Genomic DNA, 21051 nt, shown 5'->3' with positions numbered 1-21051 from the left:
AGCGCACACGGAAGGGCACGGGGAGACCTGGGTCGGCAAGGACACGGTGAGCGTCATCCTGAAGGACGCCAGCGGCAATACCTTTGAGGCCTCCGTGAAGGTGAACGTTGTTGACGACGTGCCCACCGTCAGCGGTATTAATTTGAATGCCCCCAATGATGCGGATCCCACCATCAATGGTAAGCTGGAGGGCCTCAGCTTTGGGGCGGATGTTGTTGGCTCTAAAGTTGAAGTGACAATTGACCAGGCGCACTTCAACGGGTCAGGTCACTACAGCTCAACAACAATTGTTACTGGCACGGTTGGCGTTGACGGCAAGATCGAATGGAGCCGGCCTGGCTTCACGCTAGATCCTAAAAACGGTTCGTTTACTTACACCCGGCCAACACATGACGCGCAGGACGGCAACAAGGACACGTATGCCATTACCGTGAAGGTCACTGATGGGGATGGCGATGTTGTGGGAACAAGCGCAACCGTGTGCTCTACTGTGATAAACAAGGAACAGGTAGGAAAACCAGGCTCCGACGATCTAAAAGGTACGGAACATAACGACCTTATTATCGGTGACCAGGACGGTGGTCCTATCACAGTGCAAGGGCATGATTACAATATTGCTTTTATTGTGGATACGTCCGGAAGTATGAGCGGGCAGATACAAGCTGCCAGGAACTCCTTGACCGCAGTCTTTAACGAACTCGCAAAGTCCGTGCACGAACCGAATTCTGGTACAGTCAATATTCTGCTGGTTGGCTTCTCTACCGGTATTACGCAGAACGTGTCCGTGAATCTCAATGATGCCGGGGCGCTCAAAAAGCTCCTGGATGCCGTTGACCAGATGAAGGCTGATGGCGGCACCAACTACGAGTTGGGCCTGAAAACTGCAGGAAATTGGTTTGCTTCGCAAGATAATGATGGAGAGAATAAAACTTACTTTATTACGGACGGAAAACCGACGTATTATCAATATTCCAGCACGGTACTCATTGATAGACCAGGAACAAAAGACGATGTCACTGCTGATAAGATAGACTTGTCACACTACGGACCTGGCCAAAATTACTATGAGAATATTGATGGAAAAGACCGCTTGCTGATTGATGACAGAGGCGCCGTTTATAAATGGACAAAGTCTGTCGACTGGTGGGGTAAGGTTACATGGTCTCAGACAAAAACTGACCTGTCGGTAACTCCAAATGGCAAGGGTGGTTATGAACTTTCGGTGCTGGCAGGACCAGGAAGTAAAACAGATACTCCAACAGCAATCGACAGCAAAGATGCATTTAATCTTTTACATGAACAATGCTCTACAATAGCTGGTATTGGCATCGGTGGCGGCATTGGGCCTAATGATTTGAAAGATTATTGCTATCCTCCTAATAATTTTATGACAGGTATCTCTGGAAAAGAACTGGCCGATGCTATTCACGGCACGCAGGTGGATTATGTGCCCTCGGCTGATACCATTTCGGGCGGTGATGGCGCTGATCTGCTGTTTGGCGATGTCATCAAATTTGAAGGCATTCAGTACACTGATAAGGCCCCTGTGGATGCACTGATGGCTTTTGTCGCGGAGCACGCCCCCTCGCACGACATATCCAAAGATGAATTGCCTGACCTGATTCGCACCTACCACCAAGAGATAGCAGACGCCCTTGACGTGACAAGCAGCAAGGGTGGCAATGATGTTCTGTATGGCGGGCGTGGCGATGACATTTTGTTCGGGCAGGGTGGCAACGATGCCCTGTACGGCGGTGAGGGGGACGACATCCTGCACGGCGGCACAGGCAATGACCTGCTCTTCGGTGACGGAGTCAATTTCGATGATGGAGTCAATGGCGTGGCGCACAACTCCACCCTTAGCGCGCTGAACGCACTGCTCAACAATTTCGACGCTGATCCTGTGCACATAATGGCCAAGCTTAATGCAATGACCCACAATGAGCTGTCATCCTTTGCCGAAAAAATTGAAAGCACACATGGGTTGGAAGGCTCACACGGGTTAGAAAGCGCCACGGACGGTAACGACTGGCTCTACGGCGGAGCAGGCGATGATGTTCTGTTCGGCATGGGGGGCAATGATCACCTCTATGGCGGAGCGGGTGATGATCTGCTCTTCGGCGGTAGCGGTAATGACCATCTCTATGGCGGAGCGGGCAACGACTGGCTCTTCGGCGGTAGCGGTAATGACTACCTTGATGGCGGAGAGGGTAGCGACCACCTCTATGGCGGATCCGGCAACGATATTATTGTCTATGATAAAAGTGACATCCTAGTGGATGGTGGCGAGGACATTGACTTTCTTGTGGGCAAAGGCGCCATAGAAGCCCTAGACCCCAAGAGCAATCACCCTGCGGGCCTTCCCACTGAGAGCACTCACCCCGAGGTCCATAGCATCGAAGTATTCCTGGATACAGAGCTGGATCTGCGCAGCCTGGACCAGGTGGGTCAAAAATTGGGCATCACAATCAATAACAACAAGATTGAGGGGCTGACGTCGGAAAATGGGTGGTCGCACGGTTCTGATCCGGATTCTAACCATGACTACTCTGCATATACGCACACAACAAATGGCATTGAGGATGCTACCATCCTTGTGGCCAAGAATATCTTAGCTAATAATGGATAGCATCTGTTAACGTCGCGTTGTACAGTACAAACGGAGCGGCCATAATGGCCGCTCCGGCAATTTAGTCCTCATCGGGGGAGAGTTAGTGCGTATTCTCTTTCTAAATGATGCATACCCCGGAAGATTGGGCGCCCTTGCCGCCTGTTTTGCCACAAACCCTGAAAATGAGGTGCTGTTCGCATCCAGCTACGCCAGGCAGGGTTTTTCACTGCCGGGGGTGCACCGCGTATTGCTGAAAACCGCCAGAGAAAATGGAGAAAATTCCGACAAGGATGCATTTGAACGGGAGTGGGCCCGGGCGTTGAAAGTGGGACGCCTGGCGGCCTCGTCTCTTTTGAGACTGCGCGAAACAGGCTTTACGCCAGACATGATAGTGTCTTCGTCCGCCAGGGGGCATGCACTCTTTGTCAGGCAAATCTTTCCAGAGGCCTTTTATGTGTCCTATACGGCCGAACTGTTTTCCTCACTACGCATCGCAGACTACTATTCGGATAAAGCACTGTTACAGCAAGTTCTGCAAAGCGCCTATTTGACTCAAAGTCAAACATTTTTCGTTTTTTCAGAATGGCAAAAAAAATTCTTTCCAGAATTTATGCGTGATTGTATTGAGGTTGTTCCTACATTTGTTGATACGGATTTTTTTTCTATAGAACACGCAGATCATTTTTGTTATAAAGGTATAAATCTTTCTTGTCACCAAGAATTAATTTCATTCAGCATTACAAATATGCAATTTGCACGCAGTAAAACTCTATGGCGTTTTATTGCGCTGCTGTTGCAGTGCAGGCCTCAATGCCATGTAGTTTTAAGTGCTGGCAGGCCGGAAATCAAAGCGCAGCTTGAGACTTTTCCCCCACTTTTGTTAAAAAATGAGGAAAGCCGACTGCATATCACAGATTTTTTATCTCTTCGAGAATACAGGGATCTGCTTTGCGCATCCATCGCGCATGTGCGTCTGGATTCGCAGAACAATTTGGGAAAACTGCTTGAGATCATGAGTTGCGGGACAGTCCTGATAACGCCGTACCATGAGGGTTCCGATTCCGCCGGGGTTCTGCAGCATAACGAGAACATGCTCTTTTGCCCGGAAGGCCATGCGATAGAGACCTGTCACCACCTTGTAGAGCAGTTGGAGAACCCGGAGGCGCTCAATGCCCTGCGAGCCCGTGCCCGTGAGACCGCGCTGGCTTTCCGCCAGCAGGATGTTCTGGCGCGCCACGCCATGCGCCTGATTAACGATTATGCGCAGTGGAAGGATGCCCAAAACATCAACAGACAGACCTCCGCATATGGGTAAAAGCGCTTCCCAACATTTTATCAGGCTTGATAGTTATTCATTTGTCAAAGACGGGCATCTATGTCCAAGAGAAAAAATCTCGCACCGGCATTTATGACCCGGGTGTCCCTTCCTTTCCTTTTTGGAGAAAAAGCATCGCCGCATGCCGCATTGAATTTGACGTCCCGCAACCCTCATCCATAACAGGGTTAAACAGCACAAAGAGTATATGCAGGCATTTTTGTCAATGAAATCGCACCCGAAGAAACCAGAAAAGAAAAAAGCTGCGCAACTTCACGCCAAAGCCCGCCAACTCACGGTGACGCGCGGTTTTAGCCAAGTTTTGAATGAAGGGTAGTGTCCAGAATTTTTGGCTTTTTGCAGCTGCCGGAGTTGCTCAGTTAATCTGCGGCAAGGGTATGCAGGGCGGTGAGGCGGCTCTGCGGAGAGGTTTTGGGACCGTCCAGCAGGCGCGGGCAGCTGTGTTTGCACCTGCGGGGCTTTTTCTGCCATTTCACCTTTGAGGAAAAGGCAACGAGCGATGCAGTTCGGCAAGGGCAGTGGAACCGTCATCAGCAGCACTGCGCATGAGGTCGTCAGTGGGGGGTGCGCGGATTTTTGCAGGAAGTGGAAAAATTGGCTCCGTCAAAACTGCTGAAGAAAGCGGATTGCGGCAAAAGGCCAGTTCTTCCTTTTACGCGCTGGCGCGCTCAACTGGCTAAAGCCATAAACGAGAAAAGGGAACTTATGTCTACATAAGTTCCCTTTAAATCTCTGGTCGGGATGAAAGGATTTGAACCTTCGACCCCTTGAACCCCATTCAAGTGCGCTCCCAGGCTGCGCTACATCCCGACGCGAGGAAGATAACTACGCTGAACCACTTGGTCTGTCAACACATTTTCTAAATTATTTTTTGCGGATCAGGGCAAGTCCCACTAATGGCGGCAGATACAGGTGAATGTCACCCTCCTGTCTGTCTGGCAGTGGTGTGGTAAAGTGCTCCGTTACAAGGCCCTCGGCATCAAGGTTGCCGTGTCCGCCAAAGCGTTTTTCGTCAGAGCTCATCATCTCTACATATTTGCCGGGGGTTACGGCAAAGGTCAGGTTTTTTTGCGCCTCAAGCTCATGAAAGTTAAACACAAAAAGTAGCTGGCCGCGCTCAAAGGCCAGCAGGCGCTTTTCTTCATGAATAAAGCGGAATATGGGCTTCTGGCAAAAGCTCTCAAGGTTCTGCTCAACAAGTTGCAGCATTTGCGCCTTGTCCCAGGCCGCCAGCAGGCCGTATTTGAGGTCTTGCGCATCGGCCAGATGCCATTGCCTGTGGGCGTAAGCTTCTGCGTCCAGCCATTCGGGGTGCCCGAATTCATTACCCATAAAATTCAGATAGCCTGCATCGGCAGTCGCCAGCGTGATGAGCCGCATGAGCCGATAAAAGGCCAGGCCGCGCGACACGTGCCAGTCCTCCGTAAAAACTGACATGTGGCTGTGCATGCGATTGCCGAGCAGCCGCCAGATCATGGCGTCTTCGCCATTTATGCACTGGTCGTGACACTCCACATAGCTGATGGTGCGGTCATACGGGCGGTAATTGGTCATTTCGTACCACAGGCTGCCCATGTCGCGCGGTTCTTCAATACATTTGGCCCAATAGTCAGGGATGCCCATGGCAAAGCGGTAGTCAAAACCAAGCCCGCCGTCTTCCGGTTGGCAGGTCAGACCGGGCATGCCTGAAAACTCTTCCGCAATGGAAAGGGCGGAGGGGTAAAGTTGGTGGATAAGCGTGTTGGCGAGGCACAGGTACAGCTCGCCGTTCTCATTGGTGCGCGGCAGACCCACGCGATCATAAAAGCAATGGCTGACGTGGATGAAATCGTCATCCCTTCCGTGATCGCTGTACAATATGTTGCCCACGGCATCAAAGCGAAAACCGTCAACCTTGAATTCTTCAAGCCAGTACCGGCAGTTGGAAAGCAGAAACCGTCGCGCCATTTCCTGACTGAAGTCAAATGATGGCGTTCCCCACTGGTTAAGCTGGCTGGTGAAGAAGTAATTGCTTCCGTCATACTGCGCCAGGCCCTGCTCGGTATTGGGGCAGGCGTGCCCGTGCGGAATGTCGAGCACAACCGCAAGGCCAAGCCCGTGCGCGGCGTCGACCAGAGCCTTGAATTCGTCCGGCGTGCCATAGCGCGAAGAAGGCGCAAAGTAGCAGCTGACCTGATACCCAAAGGAGCGGTACAGGGGGTGCTCAAGAATGCCCATAAGCTGTACAACGGTGTAACCGCATTCACGTATACGCGGCAGAATATGGCGCGCAAAACTGGCATAGCTGCCCACACTATCGGGGCTGCGGCTCAGGGCTGGCTGCGCCATGCCCACATGCGCCTCATAAATCCGGGGGAAGGCCTCTAGGCGCGGCCTGCGGTGTTTGAAGCGAAACGGCGCATCCGGCTGCCAAAGGCGGGCGCACCACTGCCCCGGCATGGTCTTGTCTTGCTCAACCCATTGGGCGAAGGCGGGCACCCTGCGCAATGCGCGAGTTTGCGCGTCTTCGGCAGCGACGTCATCGGCCTGAACGCGCAACTCCATATAGGTGCCGTGCTGCAAGGCATCCTGCGGCAGGGTGAGTTCAAAAAAACCGTCATTATGGCGTTGATACTGATAGCGCGCATGGCGCTGGAAATTGAGCTTGTCTGTAGTCAGCCATACCGCAGCTGCATTGGGCATGTATTCGCGCAGACGCCATACGGAGCCTCCAGATGCGTCTTTGGCCTCATGCACCCCAAGGGTGGCGTGCAAGTCGGCATACGAGCGCAACGAGCCGTGGAGGCTATTTATGCGCTCCATTTCAGCCGTGAATCTGTCGCTTCGTGCCAGCAGAAAGAAACGGTAGGACTCCAGTTCAGGGTCCTGTAGGGGATTTTGTGGAACGTTCAGGGTCATGGCGGCCTCCACGAACAGGTTCGCCCAGAGAGAGGGGGCGCAGACGCGTCATGCAGGCAAAACCGCCCGGCAGACAACGCCGCCGGGCGGAAAAAGGCTGTTCTAGCTGTGCGAGCGCCACTGCTTGCCGGAAAGGGTGGCAAGGCAGTCAATAAGCGCCTGGGTGCCCAGATCGCCCTGACCTCTGGCCTGCATGCTGCGGTACAGCTGTTCAGCCTGGCCTATGCCGGGCAGCACAATCTGCATGCGACGGCATTCGTCAAGGCAGAGGCCGAGGTCTTTAATGAAATGATTGATGAAAAAGCCCGGATCAAAATCACTTTTGAGGATGCGGCGACCCAGGGTATCCATCGCCTTGCTGCCGGCAGCGCCCTGCACCACCAGCTCCAGCCATTTGGCCACATCAAGGCCCGCTTCCTGGGCGAAAAAGCAGGATTCGCACACGCTGAACATGACGCCAGCAATGGCCACCTGATTGGCAAGTTTGGCCTTCTGGCCAAAACCGGCCACGCCGCAGTGCAGAATGTTCTTGCCCATTGCGTTGAAGCAGGGCGAAAGCTTTTCATACCCCTCTTTGTCGCCGCCCACAAAGATGGAGAGGGTCGCATTACGTGCGCCGATATCGCCGCCCGTCACAGGAGCATCCAAAGAAACGCAGCCCTGCTGCAAGGCCGTCACGGCGATGCGTTCTGCAAGAACGGGGCTTGACGTGCTCATGTCGCAAACAAGGCCCCCTGGGGCCAGACCCTGCAACACGCCGTTTTCACCAAGAATAACGCTTTCCACATCGCGCGGGTAGCTCACAATGGTAAAGACCGCATCGGATTTGGCCGCTACTTCACGCGGGGTATCGGCCCACTGCGCGCCCTTGGCAAGCAGCGGTTCGGCCTTGGCGCGGGTGCGGTTGTATACGGTCAGGGGGTAGCCTGCGGCCTGCAGGTGCCCCGCCATGGACAAACCCATAACGCCAGTGCCAATCCACCCAATGCGCATTTTATCAACCATAAAAACTCCTTTGGCTACTGAAAGCGACGTTCCAAAATTTCCTTTTGCATGGCCTCACGCGACAGCGCCTTGTTTTTACGAAACAAGTCTACATGCTTTTTATACAACTCAAGGTTGCGCCGCATGTTTTCGTTGAAGGGATCACTGCCGCTGAAGTCTTTGCTTAAGGAATCATAGGCAGCCGACAGTGTTTCCGGCGTCAACTGCGCGCCGTCCTCCACCTTGCTGCGATAAAAGGTCAAAGACTTGTCCAGGCTGGTATCCAGCATGACAAGCCCTCTGTGGGCAGTATCCATTATCTGGCGCAGTTTTTCAAGTTCGGCCCCCTTGGCCGTTTTGCTGTCCCGCTGCATGCCTTCAAGCTGTGATTGCAGGGATTTGCGCCTGCTGGAGTAATTGCGGATGGTTTCAGTCATGTACACGCCGGTGCGTAAGAGCGACTGCGCCTCAAGCTGCTTTTGCCGCTCAAGCATGATATTGTTTTCTTTAATGGTATTACGCAGTTCCTGAAGATTTTTCTTCACCGCCTCATTAGGGGCGGACACAAGCAGGCGATCGAGTTCCTCAAGAGGGTTGCGCGCGGCCTGCGTGTCATAGCCGGCTGCGGTCATTGACTCGCCAGCCTTGCTCCATTCTGCCTGCAATTCCTGCGGGCGGCTGCCGCCCGGCGTATTAATGCCGGAAATGACAGGGCGAAAACCCATATCGCGCGCATGCGCGGGGCCATCGGCCATAAAGAATGGGGTTTCTTCACGACGACCGGGCAAAATCTCGGCCTCGCCAGAAAGGAAGGAGCCGCCCTTTCTCACAAAACCGCCAGCGGAGCCGTGCAGACGGCCAGCCAGCGAAAAACGAAAGGTATCCAGCACCATCTCTGCGGCATTGCCAGCGGTGTCGTATATTCCAAGAGGATTGGGCTTGCGTGACCCTATGTTGGCGGTGTCTTCAACGCGGGCGGAACCTTCGGGCCGGTATACGGCGTAGTCCTCTTTATTGGCCCCTGGGGGCAAGGCAAAAAAGTCTTCCTGCAAAAGCTGTTGGCTGCCTGCCATGTGGCCGCCACGCGCGGCGTACTCCCATTCCGTTTCCGTGGGCAGGCGCGCAAAGCCCACATTGCGGTTGTCGCCTGAAAAGTGCGGCAACGACTGGGGCGAGTTCTGCAAAAGCCAGGCTGTGTATTTCTGCGTAAAGTCCACGGCTGCGTACCAGCTTATATCGGTAACGGGCTTTGCAGCGTCGGCTGCGGGCGGCTGCGTTGCCGGACAGGCTCCGTCCATGACGGCCTGCCATTGCAGATTGGAAACCTCGTATTTGGCGACAAGGTAAAAATAATTTTGTCCCTTGGGGGCCAGCTTGCGCCAGTCCGGCGGAAGATCCTCAAGAGAAAACGCCCCGGAAAGAGCCGTGTTGTACCGGCGGTCATAAAAAGCACGGTCGGCATTGGCACTGTCGTCAATGCCCGGCCGCATGGGCATGTCCCACAGCAGCCCCTTGGCGGGAACCGCCACCAGCTTGAACGCCATGGTCAGGTTGCAGGGCATGGGCAGTATGATGTCGTCATCCGCAGGTTTGGGATTAGTGGCATCCGTCAGGCTGAGTTCACCTTTTCGGGCCAGAGCCGCATTGGCCGGAGATGGCAATGCTGTAAGGCAAAACAGGCCGCAAAGCAGAATCAGGCTGAACAGGGACGTGGTTGCCTGACGGCAGTACCTACACTTCACGGATAACCTCCGAAGGTTCTATGCGCGCGGCCCGCAAGGCAGGCCCAAGGGCTGCCGCCAGGGCAAGGCCTGCCACGGCGGCGAAGGCCAGCAGAAAATGTTGCGGCAACAGACGGCAAACCTGTTCCATACCGCTGAGGCTTGAACTGAAAAGCTGGTTTATGGCCAGAGCTGCCAGGGCGTACAGGCCCGAAGCCAACGCTGTGCCCAGCAGGGCGGTAAGCAGGGACTGCGTCAGGGGCAGCAGCATGAGTTCGCCAGTGGTGAAGCCAGCCAGGTTCAGCAGGCCAAGCGTGCGTTCCTTGCGTTTGACGCTGGCCAGGGTGCTGCTTGTGGTGGAGGCCAGAAATCCGGCTGCCGTGGCGGCGCAAATGAGGGCAAAAACAAGATTCAGGGCACGAGCCAGGCTGTTGATCTGTTCAATCTCCTCCGCATGGGTGTACACGTCGAGCTTTTGCTGCGCAAACCCCTGACGCAGGCGCATGACGGCATCCAGATCCTTGGCGTACAGCCTGAAACCGGGATACAGGCGGGCCTCCTGCGGGCGGGCTTCACCAGTCCACCCATTGTTTGTGCCAAGCTCGGGCACAGCGCGGCCATCTCGATAATCTTCCGTGGCTTCCAGCAGGGGCAGCGGAATGAAGGCCACATCCTTTTGCTGCGCTGCAAGAGGCAGAACAGATACAACTCGCAGGGGAACGCGCACGCTTTGCATTTGCCCGGCATAGCGACGCTCGACGCGACCTGTGACGGTATCGCCCATGACCACATGGAGCTTTTCCGCAGCCGAGGTCGAAAGCGATACGCCGATGGGTTCTTTGTCGGGATGTTCGGGCATGACGGGCTCGGCCGCCCCATACCGCTGAAGAAGCGGATCACCCGTACCCGTAGGTTCCAGCGAAACCACAAGGGTTGTGCGATCTGTGCCCTGGCCTGCCACAAGGTCCATAGTGGCGGCTATGGAGCGCGTACGCGGCAGCACAAAGGCCACATCGGGATGGGCGGCAAGCTCATCAAGATATTTCATTGAAAAACGGCCGCTGACCACAGGAGAGATTTCAAGAGTGCGCGGTTCGCTGCGCAACCTGTCCGTAAGGGTTTGCATCACCCCGAATTTGACGCCATAGAGAACCAGCAGGGGGGTGAGCACGGCGGCCAGGCCCAGAATCGCGCAGGCCGAGAGCAGCTTTTCGCACGCGTAATCCCGCCAGGAGAGGCGCAACATCTGCCTCAGTGTTCTGGCGTGGCGCGCAGGGGTGGCGCTGTTGCTCATGGCCGTGCTCCCTGCTGTTCTCCGTCCTGTTTTCCCCGCCGCTCAAAATCGGGAGCGGCGGGACTGTCTTCCATCTTGTGATCGATGCGGGATATGGCGCCCGGCTCGCCCTGGTCGAGCGTTATCCGGATGGGGCTGAAGCCCGCTTCCACAGCCATTTCAAGACTGTGCGTCACCATCAGTACGGTAATGTTCATCTTTTGGGCCAGGTTTGCGAAAATTCGCAGGGCATTGCGCGCGTGCATGGGATCAAGGGCAGCCGTGGGTTCGTCCGCAAGCACCATTTCGGGCGCATGCGCAAGGGCGGCGGCAATGGCGACCCGCTGACGCTCGCCCACGGAAAGGGTGGCAGGGTATTGCTCAAGCAGGCGTCCAATGCCAAGGCCATCCACAATGTCCTGTATCTGCTGGCTGCGCTCTGTCAGGCAACCCAGACTGCTGCAACGCAGCATGATGTTGTCGCGGGCAGTCAGAAAGGGCAGCAGGCCGCCTGTCTGCTGCACATAGCCAAGGTGGCGCTGCCGCAGGCGGGCCAGGGAGTTCAGGTCTTTGTTACGCCACTTTTTCAGCATGTCACTGGTTGCATCAGGGGTGGGACTGAACAAAAAGCGGTGTTTCGGGTGTGAAGGTGCTTCCGCTGGTTCCGTACTTTCCGCCAGTATTGCACTTCCCGTCTGCGCCATACTTTCTACCCGCGCCGCGCCTTCAGCCTCATCCGCATCAGGGCGCAGTATGCCAGCCAGCAGATCCAGCGCGGTGCTTTTGCCGCAGCCGCTTGGCCCCACCAGAGCCTGCAAGCTGCCACGGACAATATCAAGGCCGTCTATATGCAGGCGAAAGCCATCCGCGCCGGGACGGCTTTTGCCCACATTACGTAATGAAAAGACCAGGTCATTCATGCCGATCCTTTTATAGCATTTTCACATTGAGAATATCCATTCTCGCGGTAGCCGTTGCCCGCTCCTGCGGGCTTACGGATAGCGACAGCGGCTCTTCCACTTGGATGTCGCGTAACCAATTACTATCTTCAGGCGTATTTTCGCGGCAGCCGTTGCCCGCAGGGCTTACGGATGGCGACAGCGATTGCATGGAACAAGCTGTGTCGTTACGCGTGCTGTCTTCAAGCGTAGTTTCCTGCGTCACAACGCTTTAAGCCTGCGTCACAACGCCTGAAGCAATGCTTCTAAGACGCCCGCTTCGGCGCGTAATCGCGCAAATAAATAGCGGTGCTGTCTTCATCCGTAAGCCCTGCGGACAATGGCTGAAGCTGCGCTTGCGCCTCTACGGCGGGCGTCTATTCACGCATCCGCCAGAGCAATTTCGAAGTGAAATCGCTCTAGGGCAGCATGCTCAGGGGCACACGGTACACCCAGTCGCCGGGGTTGGACTGCCCGAAGCTTTCCCAGTTGGCCCTGTCACGGTCGTATTCTTCGTACCGGGCCAGGCGTGACTTGAGCCGATTGATGAAGGCCGTTTGCTCACCCACGCTCATGCGATACCAGTCTTCTTCACGCAGAAGCATGATGTCGCTTTTATAGGGCAGGCCATCCAAAAACTCCGCCAGAACTCCCAGTTCCGCCAGGTTCTTGCCCTGCGTGGGCATGTTGGGGTCGCGCGCCATGCGGGTTGATGCGGAAAGCACCCCCTGGAAGAAGTCGCGGGAATCCGTTTTCTTGGTGCGCTCGCCGCTGTCGATGATGGCCTTTATCTGGGCGCTGAGGTCATTGAGCTGGTTTTTGGTCAACAGCACAGCAACCTCAACACTGGGGCTTTGCTCGCTTTTGGCAAGCCGTTTGAGGTCCATATCGGCGATCCATGAACTGACGACGCTGGGAGCCTGGTTTTCATGCGCTCTGCCAAGATATTCCAGTTGCATGGCGTATCCGAGAGTAGCGGCAAGGCGCGCTGCCTCTTCTTCGGGAGTAAGCTTTTGCGGTTTTTCGTCCTTGGGTTTGGTCATGATTTTGCCCGCAGCGGTATTTTTGACCATATCCACCATGCCGGTAGCCAGAACCTTGGCGACTTCCGCAAATTGTTTGGCCCCTGCGGCAGCGGTGGGCGCGGCCACAACCTGATAGTTGGAGCGGTTGCCTGAAAGCTTGCTCAGGGCACGGTAGCTCTGTTCGGCATAGGCATGGTTTTTGGCCCCGCCAGGGCTTTTAATATGCAGCACTGTAATCCATATGCCTTTTTGACGCGCAAAGTCATTGAGCTCGTTGGGGCCCATGCTCACAGAAGCATATTTGTCTGTGCTTTTGAGGGGGCCCGCGTCAGTGATGAGCAGAATGAGGCGTGAGGAGTAGCCGCTCCAGTTGAGGGACTCCACAGCCTTGTAGACGCCTGCCAGAGAGTCCTCATTGAAGTCGTGGCTTGAAACCGTGGCTTCCTGAACCTTGCCCAGCTTTTCTTCAAGACTTTTACGGTCTTTTGCCGTGGCAAAGTCGCTCACCACTTCAGATACATACCCAAGCCCGGGCGTGGCTGTAGTGCTGTTACGAAATGCCACCACAGCAAAGCCCACGTTGTCTTCAAGTTTGTCCTGCTCGATCTTGTCATATATCTGCCTGACAACATTAAGGCTTTGATCGATATAGGGCTTCATGGAAATGGTGGTGTCTATAACAAGGGCAATACCTGTTTTGGGCGGGCCGCCCTTGCCGTCCTGACCGCTGCCAAGATTGCCGGGGTCAATGGAGGCCACCTGCAAAAATTTTACGCCGTCAAAGGGATCTTTCATGTCGAGAATGGGCATGAGATAAAAGCGTTTTTCCGACACGGCACCGGCGGCGTCAGCGGGCTCACTGGCCAGCACGGGAAAATCTGCGGGGGGCGTCTTGCCGCCTTGCAGCAGATTGGCGGCTTCAGCGCCGAGCTTGTCCAGTCTGGCGTCCATATCAGGTGCCGAACAGATATCATTCAACGCTTTTTCCGTATTGAAAAACAGTACAGGTTCGCGGCCTGTTCGCGGCGTGAAGAGCAGGGTGAGGGACTGGTTCCACTCTGTGGCTTTGGCTGTCTCAAGCCAACCCTCGGCAGAAGCTGTGCCCGTGCCTACCTGAATCCAGCCGTTGGTGCGGGCGTACACATAAAACACAGTAAACGGCGTCACGTTTTCTTTCACTACGGCGGCATCCGCACCGGGAGCCGCCACAAGGCGCGCTCCCGGGTGGCTGACGACTCGCTGAAAAAGCGTTTTTTTGCCTTCGAGCAGCAAGGGGGCCGCCTGAGCGGCGGACGTGCTGCAGACTACGCCAGTACCCAGCGCAAACAGCACTGTCAGGGCGCAGGCAAGCAGGATGAACGGGGCACGCAGGTTATATTCAGTCATGGCAGGGCGCATGGCGTATCCTCACAGTCGCTTGGACGTTATTTCCACGTTTGCAGCAGGGCGCGCGCTTCGGCGTTGCCCTTGGCTTCTTCGGCCTTGGCGTATTCTTTGAGTTTGTCCAGAGAACTTTGCGCCTGCGCCTTGTCCTGTCCCTTTTGCAGGGCTTCGTCGTACCAGCGTTTTGCCTGGGTCATGTCCATCGGAATACTGCCTCTGGGCAGCGTTGCCGTGGGATCATAGTATTGCCCCACAAGGAACATTGCGTCGGCATTGCCTTTTTGCGCCGCGTCTTCCAGAAGCAGGAAGGCGGCGTCACATTCTTCGGGGCTGGCGTCCATCTTGCGCATGGGCTTGGCCATGGCCAGGCTGACATCGGGCAAAGCCTCACCACGCAGCTGTTCGCGGGCATTGGCCAGCGGCGATTTTTCGGTCGCGCCGCCGTTGGCTCCCTGAGGTGCAGGCTTGGCGGGGGCCGCGGAAGAGCCGGGCTGCTCCGGAGCGGCGGGCAGGGGGGGCGTTTCTGGTGCGCGCTGCATAAACCACCAGAGGGCGAATCCCGCACAAAGCAGAAGAACAATGGCCGCGATGAGCGCCATGCGCTTTCCTGATCTACCGCCCGACGGCTCAACGCTTTCCGCCATTTGCAGCGGAGGCTCGGGTTGAGCGGGGATGGGCTCCGGTTCTGGCTCCGGCAGGGGGGCTTCTTCGGGGGGAGTCACCGGCATGGGGTCCGGCTCGGGGTCGGGGCGGGTTGCCGGAGCTTCAGGCGCGCGGGAGCCGCCAGCCATGCCCTGACCGCCACTGATATTGGAATACACGATCTTGCCCATGCTGAGAGCGCAGGCTCCGTTGCCGGGCAAAGTTATGCGGTAGGCGTCCAGACTGTCCAGTTCATCGACGACTTCAGGGCCCACATTAAGACGAAGACTGCCATTGGCGGCGCTCCAGTCCTGGGGGGTGACAGCGGTTTCACTTTCCTGCCAGCCGCCGGACGAGAGGCATTTTCCGTCTGATGCACGTTGCAGCACAAACACGGGCGAAGATACCTCACCCGCACCTTCAAATTCAATAATGCCGTAGCCGGGGCCACGTACGGGGTCCACTGCGATACTGGCGCGCATAGTTATCCCTTGAAAACCTGCAAAATATCACGCAGGCGGTTATTTTGTTCCGGGTCAAGAGTCTGTTGGCCGTCAAAATCCACATTGGCCATGATGCTGTAGGCCAGGGCGCGCAGCCAGTCCGTATACCAGAAGCGGTCATACGGGGCTTCCTGCTCGGCTATGTGCGGCTCGCCGGAGATGGCTGGCGGGGGATCAAACAGGCTGATGCTTTTGCCGCCAAAAAGAATGGTGCGCTGGCTCTGGCTTTTGAAGCGCGGGTCAAAACCCAGCCAGTCCACAAAGGCGTTGATAGCGTCAGCGGCCAGACTGACCTGCTTCCAGATCAGACGCTCACGGGCGATATTGCTGTAGGACATGCTGCGCCGCAGGCTTTCCTCAAGATTTTCGCGCAAGCGGCAGCGCGAAGCGGCCAGAATAATTTCATGGCACAACTGATCCAGCTCCAGCGCCGGCAAGCCAAGCTGGGCGCGTGCTTCGCCAGAAGCGCCAAGATCACGCAAGCGGCCTATCCAGTGCTCCATTACGAGCGACGCGAACACGCCAGCCATGTCTCTGGCCTGTGCCTCGTCATTTTCCTGCGCCGGAGGCGTGCTTTCCGTGCTTTCGCCAAAAATGTCGCCCAGAATGTCGTCAGCCGAAACGCGGGTTCCCACCACTTGCAGGCTTGCCACAGTCTGGCCCTGTTCCGGTATTTGCCGGGCGTTAAGGCAAAGTTCGTAAAGATCGTAGTCACGCACCTGCAAGCGGCGCAGAAACTCGCCAAAAAGCTGTTTCTCGGCCAGTTTGGCAAGAAGTGTGACAAGACTGCGCGAAAGCTGCTCCTTCTGGCGGCGCAACTCCTCGCGATCGTCTGTGCGGTAAAAGGGAGAAAGGCGCGTAACGATCTGCTCTTTTCTTTCATCAAGGCTTACGCGGATCTGTTGGCGTTTCAGCTCCGGATTGCAGAGGGGGCGCAGGCTGTCGCGCAACAGGCTGACGCCGCCGTCGTTGAGCGTCATGGCTGCCTGCCACACCTTGTCGGGCGAAGCCACATGGCGCTCCACCAGGGGAGACTGCAAGAATGACTGGCGAACTTCTTCAACAAAAGCCCGTTGATCCTGACGTACCCCGATTTCACGCCCGCCATCGTAATCAAAGATGGCCTCGCAGGTGAAGTTGGGGTTACGCAGCAAAAAGACGTTGTTGAAGGGGTGGATGCCGTCCCAGTTTTCAACCCAGTCATGTACCTGACCGAAAAACTTGACCAAAGAAGATTCAAGCCGGGTGGTCCAGCGTGTTTCCACAGAGGGCGAGCCCTTCTTTTTCTCAAACTCCATATCCATCTTTGTCAGCACAAAGAACAGGGCTGGCGCTTTGCCCGCGCGGCTTGAAGGCTTTTCGCCGTGTGTGGAGCAAATCCATTCGTAAACGGCATGGGGCAGGTCATGAACTTCCTGCGGGCCAGGCGCAATGCACAGAAGCATGCTGGTCAGTTCTTTTTCCTCGCGGTAGCGCTCGAAAAGATAGGCCACCTTGCCGCGCAGAAAAAGCTCCTTGAGCATTTCTTCCTTGCTGTCCAGCGCCGCGCGCAGATCGGTAAATTTGTAGCGCGAGCGGTAGCCGGGGAAGTCCAGCAGGTCTGTGTGGTCAAAAAAATCATCGGGTTTTTCACGCATGAAGATGGTGATTTCTGCCGTCAGGGCGGTGATCACGGCTCGTGGCAAATTGACCCTGACGCCATTGGGAGCAAGAATCGGCAGCGAGTCGTCCGTCGGGTGCTTCAAACCCTGCAGGCGCTCCACGTCAATGATGCTCCGTTCTCGCGGGATAAGGGCGTCAAGAGGGCAATTCACCTCTGCGGCATTGCCAAGGCTGTGGAGCGCGCCGCACAATTGCAGATAGACTGACTGAAACTCGTCAACCTCGTCCCACACAAGGCCGAACAGACGGGCGCGCCCTTCGAGGCCCAGGCGTGGAGCCAGAGCCGCAGCCCGCGCCCAATAGCCGTTCTGAAGCATCTGCACGCGCGGCCGGGAGCTGAAGTTCTTGTTCACGTAATCCCGCAGGTCTTCAACATCGTCAACGTCAAGGCTGCCTTCAACGGGCGCGGCGGGAGCGCTCGCTTCCAGCTGGTCAAGAGTTTTCACCAGCGCTTCGGCGCTGGGGGCGTCCTGATGGTCGCAGTCGGCATAGTACGTATTGGCCAGCACGCGGGCCACGTCCGTTTCAGACAGCAGGCGCAGGCGAATGGGAAACTCCGGCGTAAGCCCTTCTGGCTGCGTTGTGGTAAAGCGCGTCACAAGCCCAGTGGATTCCTTGCCGCCTTCTGGATTGATTTTTTTGAGAAAATCCTGACTTTCACCGCAAAAATCGGCCAGCAAAACTCCGTTGGCATCACTTGCCAGAGCGGAGATAAGGTAGGATTTTCCCGACTGGCTCGGCCCGAAGACGCCCGCGCACATCTTGCGTTCCGCGGCCTGACTGCATTTGCTGAAAAAACGACCCGCGTGGCGCATATCCTTGAGCAGGGACGCTTTTTCGCCGCCCACCATGTCGGCGTTATCCTGAAGCCAGGTTCCGGCCTTGCGGGCGGTATCCGCCAGTTGGCGACATTGCCGGGCGAGGTCCATATCTTGCTGCATAACCATAATATATTGCCTCACTTAACCGGCATCAGTCACAATGCCTGTGTCCAGCCAGTACCCTTCATCCAGTTTCAGCGTTTGCAAGCGTATCTCAAGATCACGTCTGTCAACGCCACGGCCTTGATTATCCACAATGGAAATGATGCTGAATTCGCCCTCGCTGCGGTCTTTTTCATCATCCGTTCGAGGGGCATCATCCCACACGTCATCAACGGTGAGGCGAACTTCCACTTCATAGGGCAGTCGGCCTGAAGCCCTGGCGCGCGCGTCCTCATTGGAAAAGGTCAGCAGATGATAGCGGGTGGTGGGCCAGCGCTCGGCATCCAGCTGCCGGTACCCGATGGACAGAGGCCCGCTGAAGGCCACCTTGCGTATTTGCTCCGTGCCCTCATTGCTGTCCACATCAACGGTAAACCAGACCTTGGGTTTTTTGAGCTGGCTGTTGATGTCCATCTCGCCAATGTAGCGGGCCGTTGAGGTAAGATGCAGCGCGCCGGAATCAAAGGAGAATCCCTCAAGGTGTCCGTCTGCCAGAGCGCAAAGGATGGCCCCCACGACCACAGTGGTCTTGGGGTCGGTGATGCGGCCCTGCGCGTCAGCAAAGGGATACCACGATCCGGCGTGGTAACTGCGCATGGGAATTATCCTGTCTGGCGGAACGGGCAGTTTGGCAAGAACGGACGCCACCACGCCGCTCCAGGAGCTTGGCCGCCCGGTGAGCAGCAGAACGTCGCAGTCATACATGTGCACGACCTCGCACAGGGCAGACAGCGTGGGGCCCAGAGTGGAGCGTATGGTCACGTCCACGGCAGCCGGACTGACCGTAATGGGCACGTTCAGAATGTCAAAGTTCTGGATGAGGGGGGCTCCCCTGCGGACCATGCTTTCCACCGCTTTCAGAATGGCTGGCTGCGGCCGGGGGGCAAGGGCCGCGGGTTCAAAACCCGCGACGTCTTCGTTGTTGTCGCCTGTACCGGGAGCGCCATTGGCTGATTCCAGCGGGTCAGGTTCAAAAAAGTCACGTATGGCGCAGGTGTAGCTGGCATGACGGATATCGGGATTTTCGCAGGCGCCCAGCAGGCCCAGGGCCACAGGCACGGCAATTTGCCGTACCAGGCGAACGCGGGTGTTGCGGTCTTCCTGGGACATGCCGATGGAGTCTCGCCCGAAAAGCTGCCCAAGGAGGGCGCGGGGCTCGGCCAGGCCCTGCTGGACCAAAGCTTGGCCGATGGCCGGGATCACATGGTTGGCCACCACCTCGCGCAGAACTTCATCCCCAGCGATGTTAAAGCCGTCCCTGAATTCCGTATGCGGCACTATGCGCGCCGTATCACCCTCGCCGCTTGCCAGTTCATAGGTGGTTATGGACAGGTCCGTCGTGCCGCCACCAATGTCAATGGAAGCCATGCGGACGCAGGGGTGCCCCTGGCACGAGGCGCGGGGTCTGCCCAAAAGGCGGAAAAGATGGTGGGCGTCGCCGTGCTGTTTGACGGCCAGTTCATTATACAGCAGCACAAGCTGCGAACAGCTGGCTTCATCCCAGTCACAGCGGACTTGCGGACTCTGGCGGTAGTCGCCGCTCTGTCCGCGCGTCAGCGCCTTGGGCGTGTACCATTGCCCCCAGCCCAGACCTGTCCAGATGACGCGCACGGCCCATACAACCCAACGCCGGAATATTCGTTTTTCCGCCACAGGCATGGCTGTGGGCACGGTAAAAATGAGTCTGCGCAAACGGCGGGGCAGGTTGGGCAGTTCACGGCGCGCCCGGGTTGCGGGGGAGTTTATGGTCACAAGGGCCTGGGTGAGAATTTCGCCAAGCATGAAGAGCATGAGCGACGAGCGCGTGAACAGGGATTCAAAAATGGGTTCAGCCTGCTGTTTTTGCAGCGCGGGACTTTTTTTGAACAGAGGATCGTCAAAACAGGCCAGCGGCGTGCCCAGCGGATTGAGCTGCCGTGGAAAAAGCCCGCGACTGACCATGGGTTCAGCCTTGCCGCCGGTATTGTACCGCCAGCTTTGTTGCCAGGGGCGCTCATCCCACAGGTAACGCTTGGGGCTGGACATGCCCGTGGTGCCTTCGGCGCAGACGGCCTGGGTCGCCAGGCGCGCGGCTTCGGGGCCGATACGCACGGCGGACGGCCAGGCAAAGGCCGGGGTCTGCCTGCCGGAACGCCGCGAAAGGGCATCGTTGCCAAAGGCGGCATCCACAAATTCCACCCGTGTTTCAAAGGGTTCAGAATAAATGTTTTCCGGATGGCTCAGGTCGCGCAATTCCAGAAGATAGCTGTCGTTGAGGTTGGTCACACGTTGCGGCAGGGTTTCCACCAGTATGCCAGTGGTGCGGGAATTGCCGATGTCGAGCACAAGATCCACATCCACAGGGGTATCGCGGTCAGGGTTGATGACCTGCGCCGCAAGATCATTGAGGGCTATGCGGACGACATCAAGCCAGGTGAGATAGTTGGCAAGATGTTCGAGCACATAGGGAGTGTCGTCCTTCCAGGAGCCTCGCCCCCGGTGCTGCGACTGCCGCCAGAGGTCGAAGATGCCGCAGAGCCATTCGTCCACCCAGGCCTCATTGAGAAACCATGAGTTGTCGCGAACAAGGTGGGCCAGCATAAAATGCCCGTGGGCGGCTACATCCTGAGGCGACAGGGCGTGATAGCGGTCCCCTTCAGCAGGGCGCTGCTCCACATTGGTGTCAAAGGCCAGCACAATGCGCAGCTGATCCGGGTGCCGTTCGGACTGCATGACGCGGGCGCGCGCCCAGTTGGACGGGCCGCATTCAAAGCGTTTGCCGCCATCAGGCCATGCCTGGTCAAGGGTGCGCAGAAAGGGAATGGGCAGCCAGTGGCCGTCCCATGCGGTCACGGCGCGGCGGGCTTCAACGCTGTAGTCCTCGTCGCAGGGCTGGCCCGTCAGTTGGTCGATAAACCCGTTCTCCGTCTCGCTCAGGCAGCGCAAATAGTGGGCATACCGCCCGTTGGCGTCGCCCTGATTCTTTTTTTCCTCACGGAAATACCGCCGCAGTCGGCGGATGGACTCCTCACGCAGTGAAAAGTCCAGAAACTGCGGGCAGCCCCCGGGAATGATGCTTACAGGGGAAAGGTAGCTCGGTATGCCATTCATGC

At 56.7% G+C, this 21051-nt stretch carries 12 protein-coding genes and 1 tRNA gene; 3 read left to right on the top strand and 10 right to left on the bottom strand.

The features are described from left to right. The 3 genes from BCS36_RS09770 to BCS36_RS09760 all read left to right on the top strand — a co-directional run. The coding region (locus BCS36_RS09770; RefSeq protein ID WP_291302705.1) for a VWA domain-containing protein at positions 1-2629 on the top strand (2629 nt) is incomplete at its 5' end. Positions 2630-2714: 85 nt separating this feature from the next. After that, positions 2715-3926, top strand: coding sequence for a glycosyltransferase (locus BCS36_RS09765; RefSeq protein ID WP_291302704.1), 1212 nt, complete (start codon positions 2715-2717; stop codon positions 3924-3926). 208 nt (positions 3927-4134) lie between these two features. Continuing rightward, positions 4135-4263: a hypothetical protein gene (locus tag BCS36_RS09760; protein ID WP_291302703.1), complete on the top strand. Its 129-nt coding sequence runs from the start codon at positions 4135-4137 to the stop codon at positions 4261-4263. Between the two features lie 417 nt (positions 4264-4680). Here the strand turns inward: BCS36_RS09760 and BCS36_RS09755 are convergent. The 10 genes from BCS36_RS09755 to BCS36_RS09710 all read right to left on the bottom strand — a co-directional run bounded on the left by BCS36_RS09755 (position 4681) and on the right by BCS36_RS09710 (position 21049). Further along, positions 4681-4757: transfer RNA gene (locus BCS36_RS09755), tRNA-Pro, on the bottom strand. Between the two features lie 54 nt (positions 4758-4811). Then, on the bottom strand, positions 4812-6845 hold the full coding sequence (locus tag BCS36_RS09750; protein WP_291302702.1) for an alpha-amylase family glycosyl hydrolase: 2034 nt from the start codon (positions 6843-6845) through the stop codon (positions 4812-4814). Between the two features lie 102 nt (positions 6846-6947). After that, entirely contained in the window at positions 6948-7850 is a 903-nt protein-coding gene (locus BCS36_RS09745; protein WP_291302701.1) for an NAD(P)-dependent oxidoreductase, read from the bottom strand. Between the two features lie 14 nt (positions 7851-7864). Next, positions 7865-9571: an SUMF1/EgtB/PvdO family nonheme iron enzyme gene (locus tag BCS36_RS09740; protein WP_291302700.1), complete on the bottom strand. Its 1707-nt coding sequence runs from the start codon at positions 9569-9571 to the stop codon at positions 7865-7867. Then, positions 9561-10844, bottom strand: a complete 1284-nt coding sequence (locus BCS36_RS09735; RefSeq protein WP_291302699.1) for an FtsX-like permease family protein — start codon at positions 10842-10844, stop codon at positions 9561-9563. The genes BCS36_RS09740 and BCS36_RS09735 overlap by 11 nt, the downstream gene beginning before the upstream one ends. Beyond that, entirely contained in the window at positions 10841-11743 is a 903-nt protein-coding gene (locus tag BCS36_RS09730; protein WP_291302698.1) for an ATP-binding cassette domain-containing protein, read from the bottom strand. Before BCS36_RS09730 ends, BCS36_RS09735 begins: the two co-directional genes overlap by 4 nt. A 437-nt stretch (positions 11744-12180) precedes the next feature. Next, the gene (locus tag BCS36_RS09725; protein ID WP_291302697.1) at positions 12181-14184 is read right to left on the bottom strand and encodes a vWA domain-containing protein; all 2004 of its coding nucleotides are present in this window, start codon (positions 14182-14184) and stop codon (positions 12181-12183) included. A 26-nt stretch (positions 14185-14210) separates the two neighbouring features. Continuing rightward, complete coding sequence (locus tag BCS36_RS09720) at positions 14211-15293, bottom strand: sel1 repeat family protein (protein WP_291302696.1); 1083 nt, start codon at positions 15291-15293, stop codon at positions 14211-14213. A 2-nt stretch (positions 15294-15295) separates the two neighbouring features. After that, positions 15296-17923 carry a putative virulence factor gene (locus BCS36_RS09715; RefSeq protein WP_291302695.1) on the bottom strand — a complete coding sequence of 876 codons (2628 nt, stop codon included), beginning with the start codon at positions 17921-17923 and terminating at the stop codon, positions 15296-15298. A gap of 15 nt (positions 17924-17938) precedes the next feature. Then, positions 17939-21049: a virulence factor SrfB gene (locus BCS36_RS09710; RefSeq protein WP_291302694.1), complete on the bottom strand. Its 3111-nt coding sequence runs from the start codon at positions 21047-21049 to the stop codon at positions 17939-17941. Between the last annotated feature and the right edge of the window lie 2 nt (positions 21050-21051).

Source organism: Desulfovibrio sp. MES5, assembly GCF_002237645.1.
Classification (GTDB): Bacteria; Desulfobacterota; Desulfovibrionia; order Desulfovibrionales; family Desulfovibrionaceae; genus Desulfovibrio.
The sequence above is the reverse complement of the archived record's forward strand: the minus strand, read 5'-3'. Positions and strand labels throughout refer to the sequence as shown.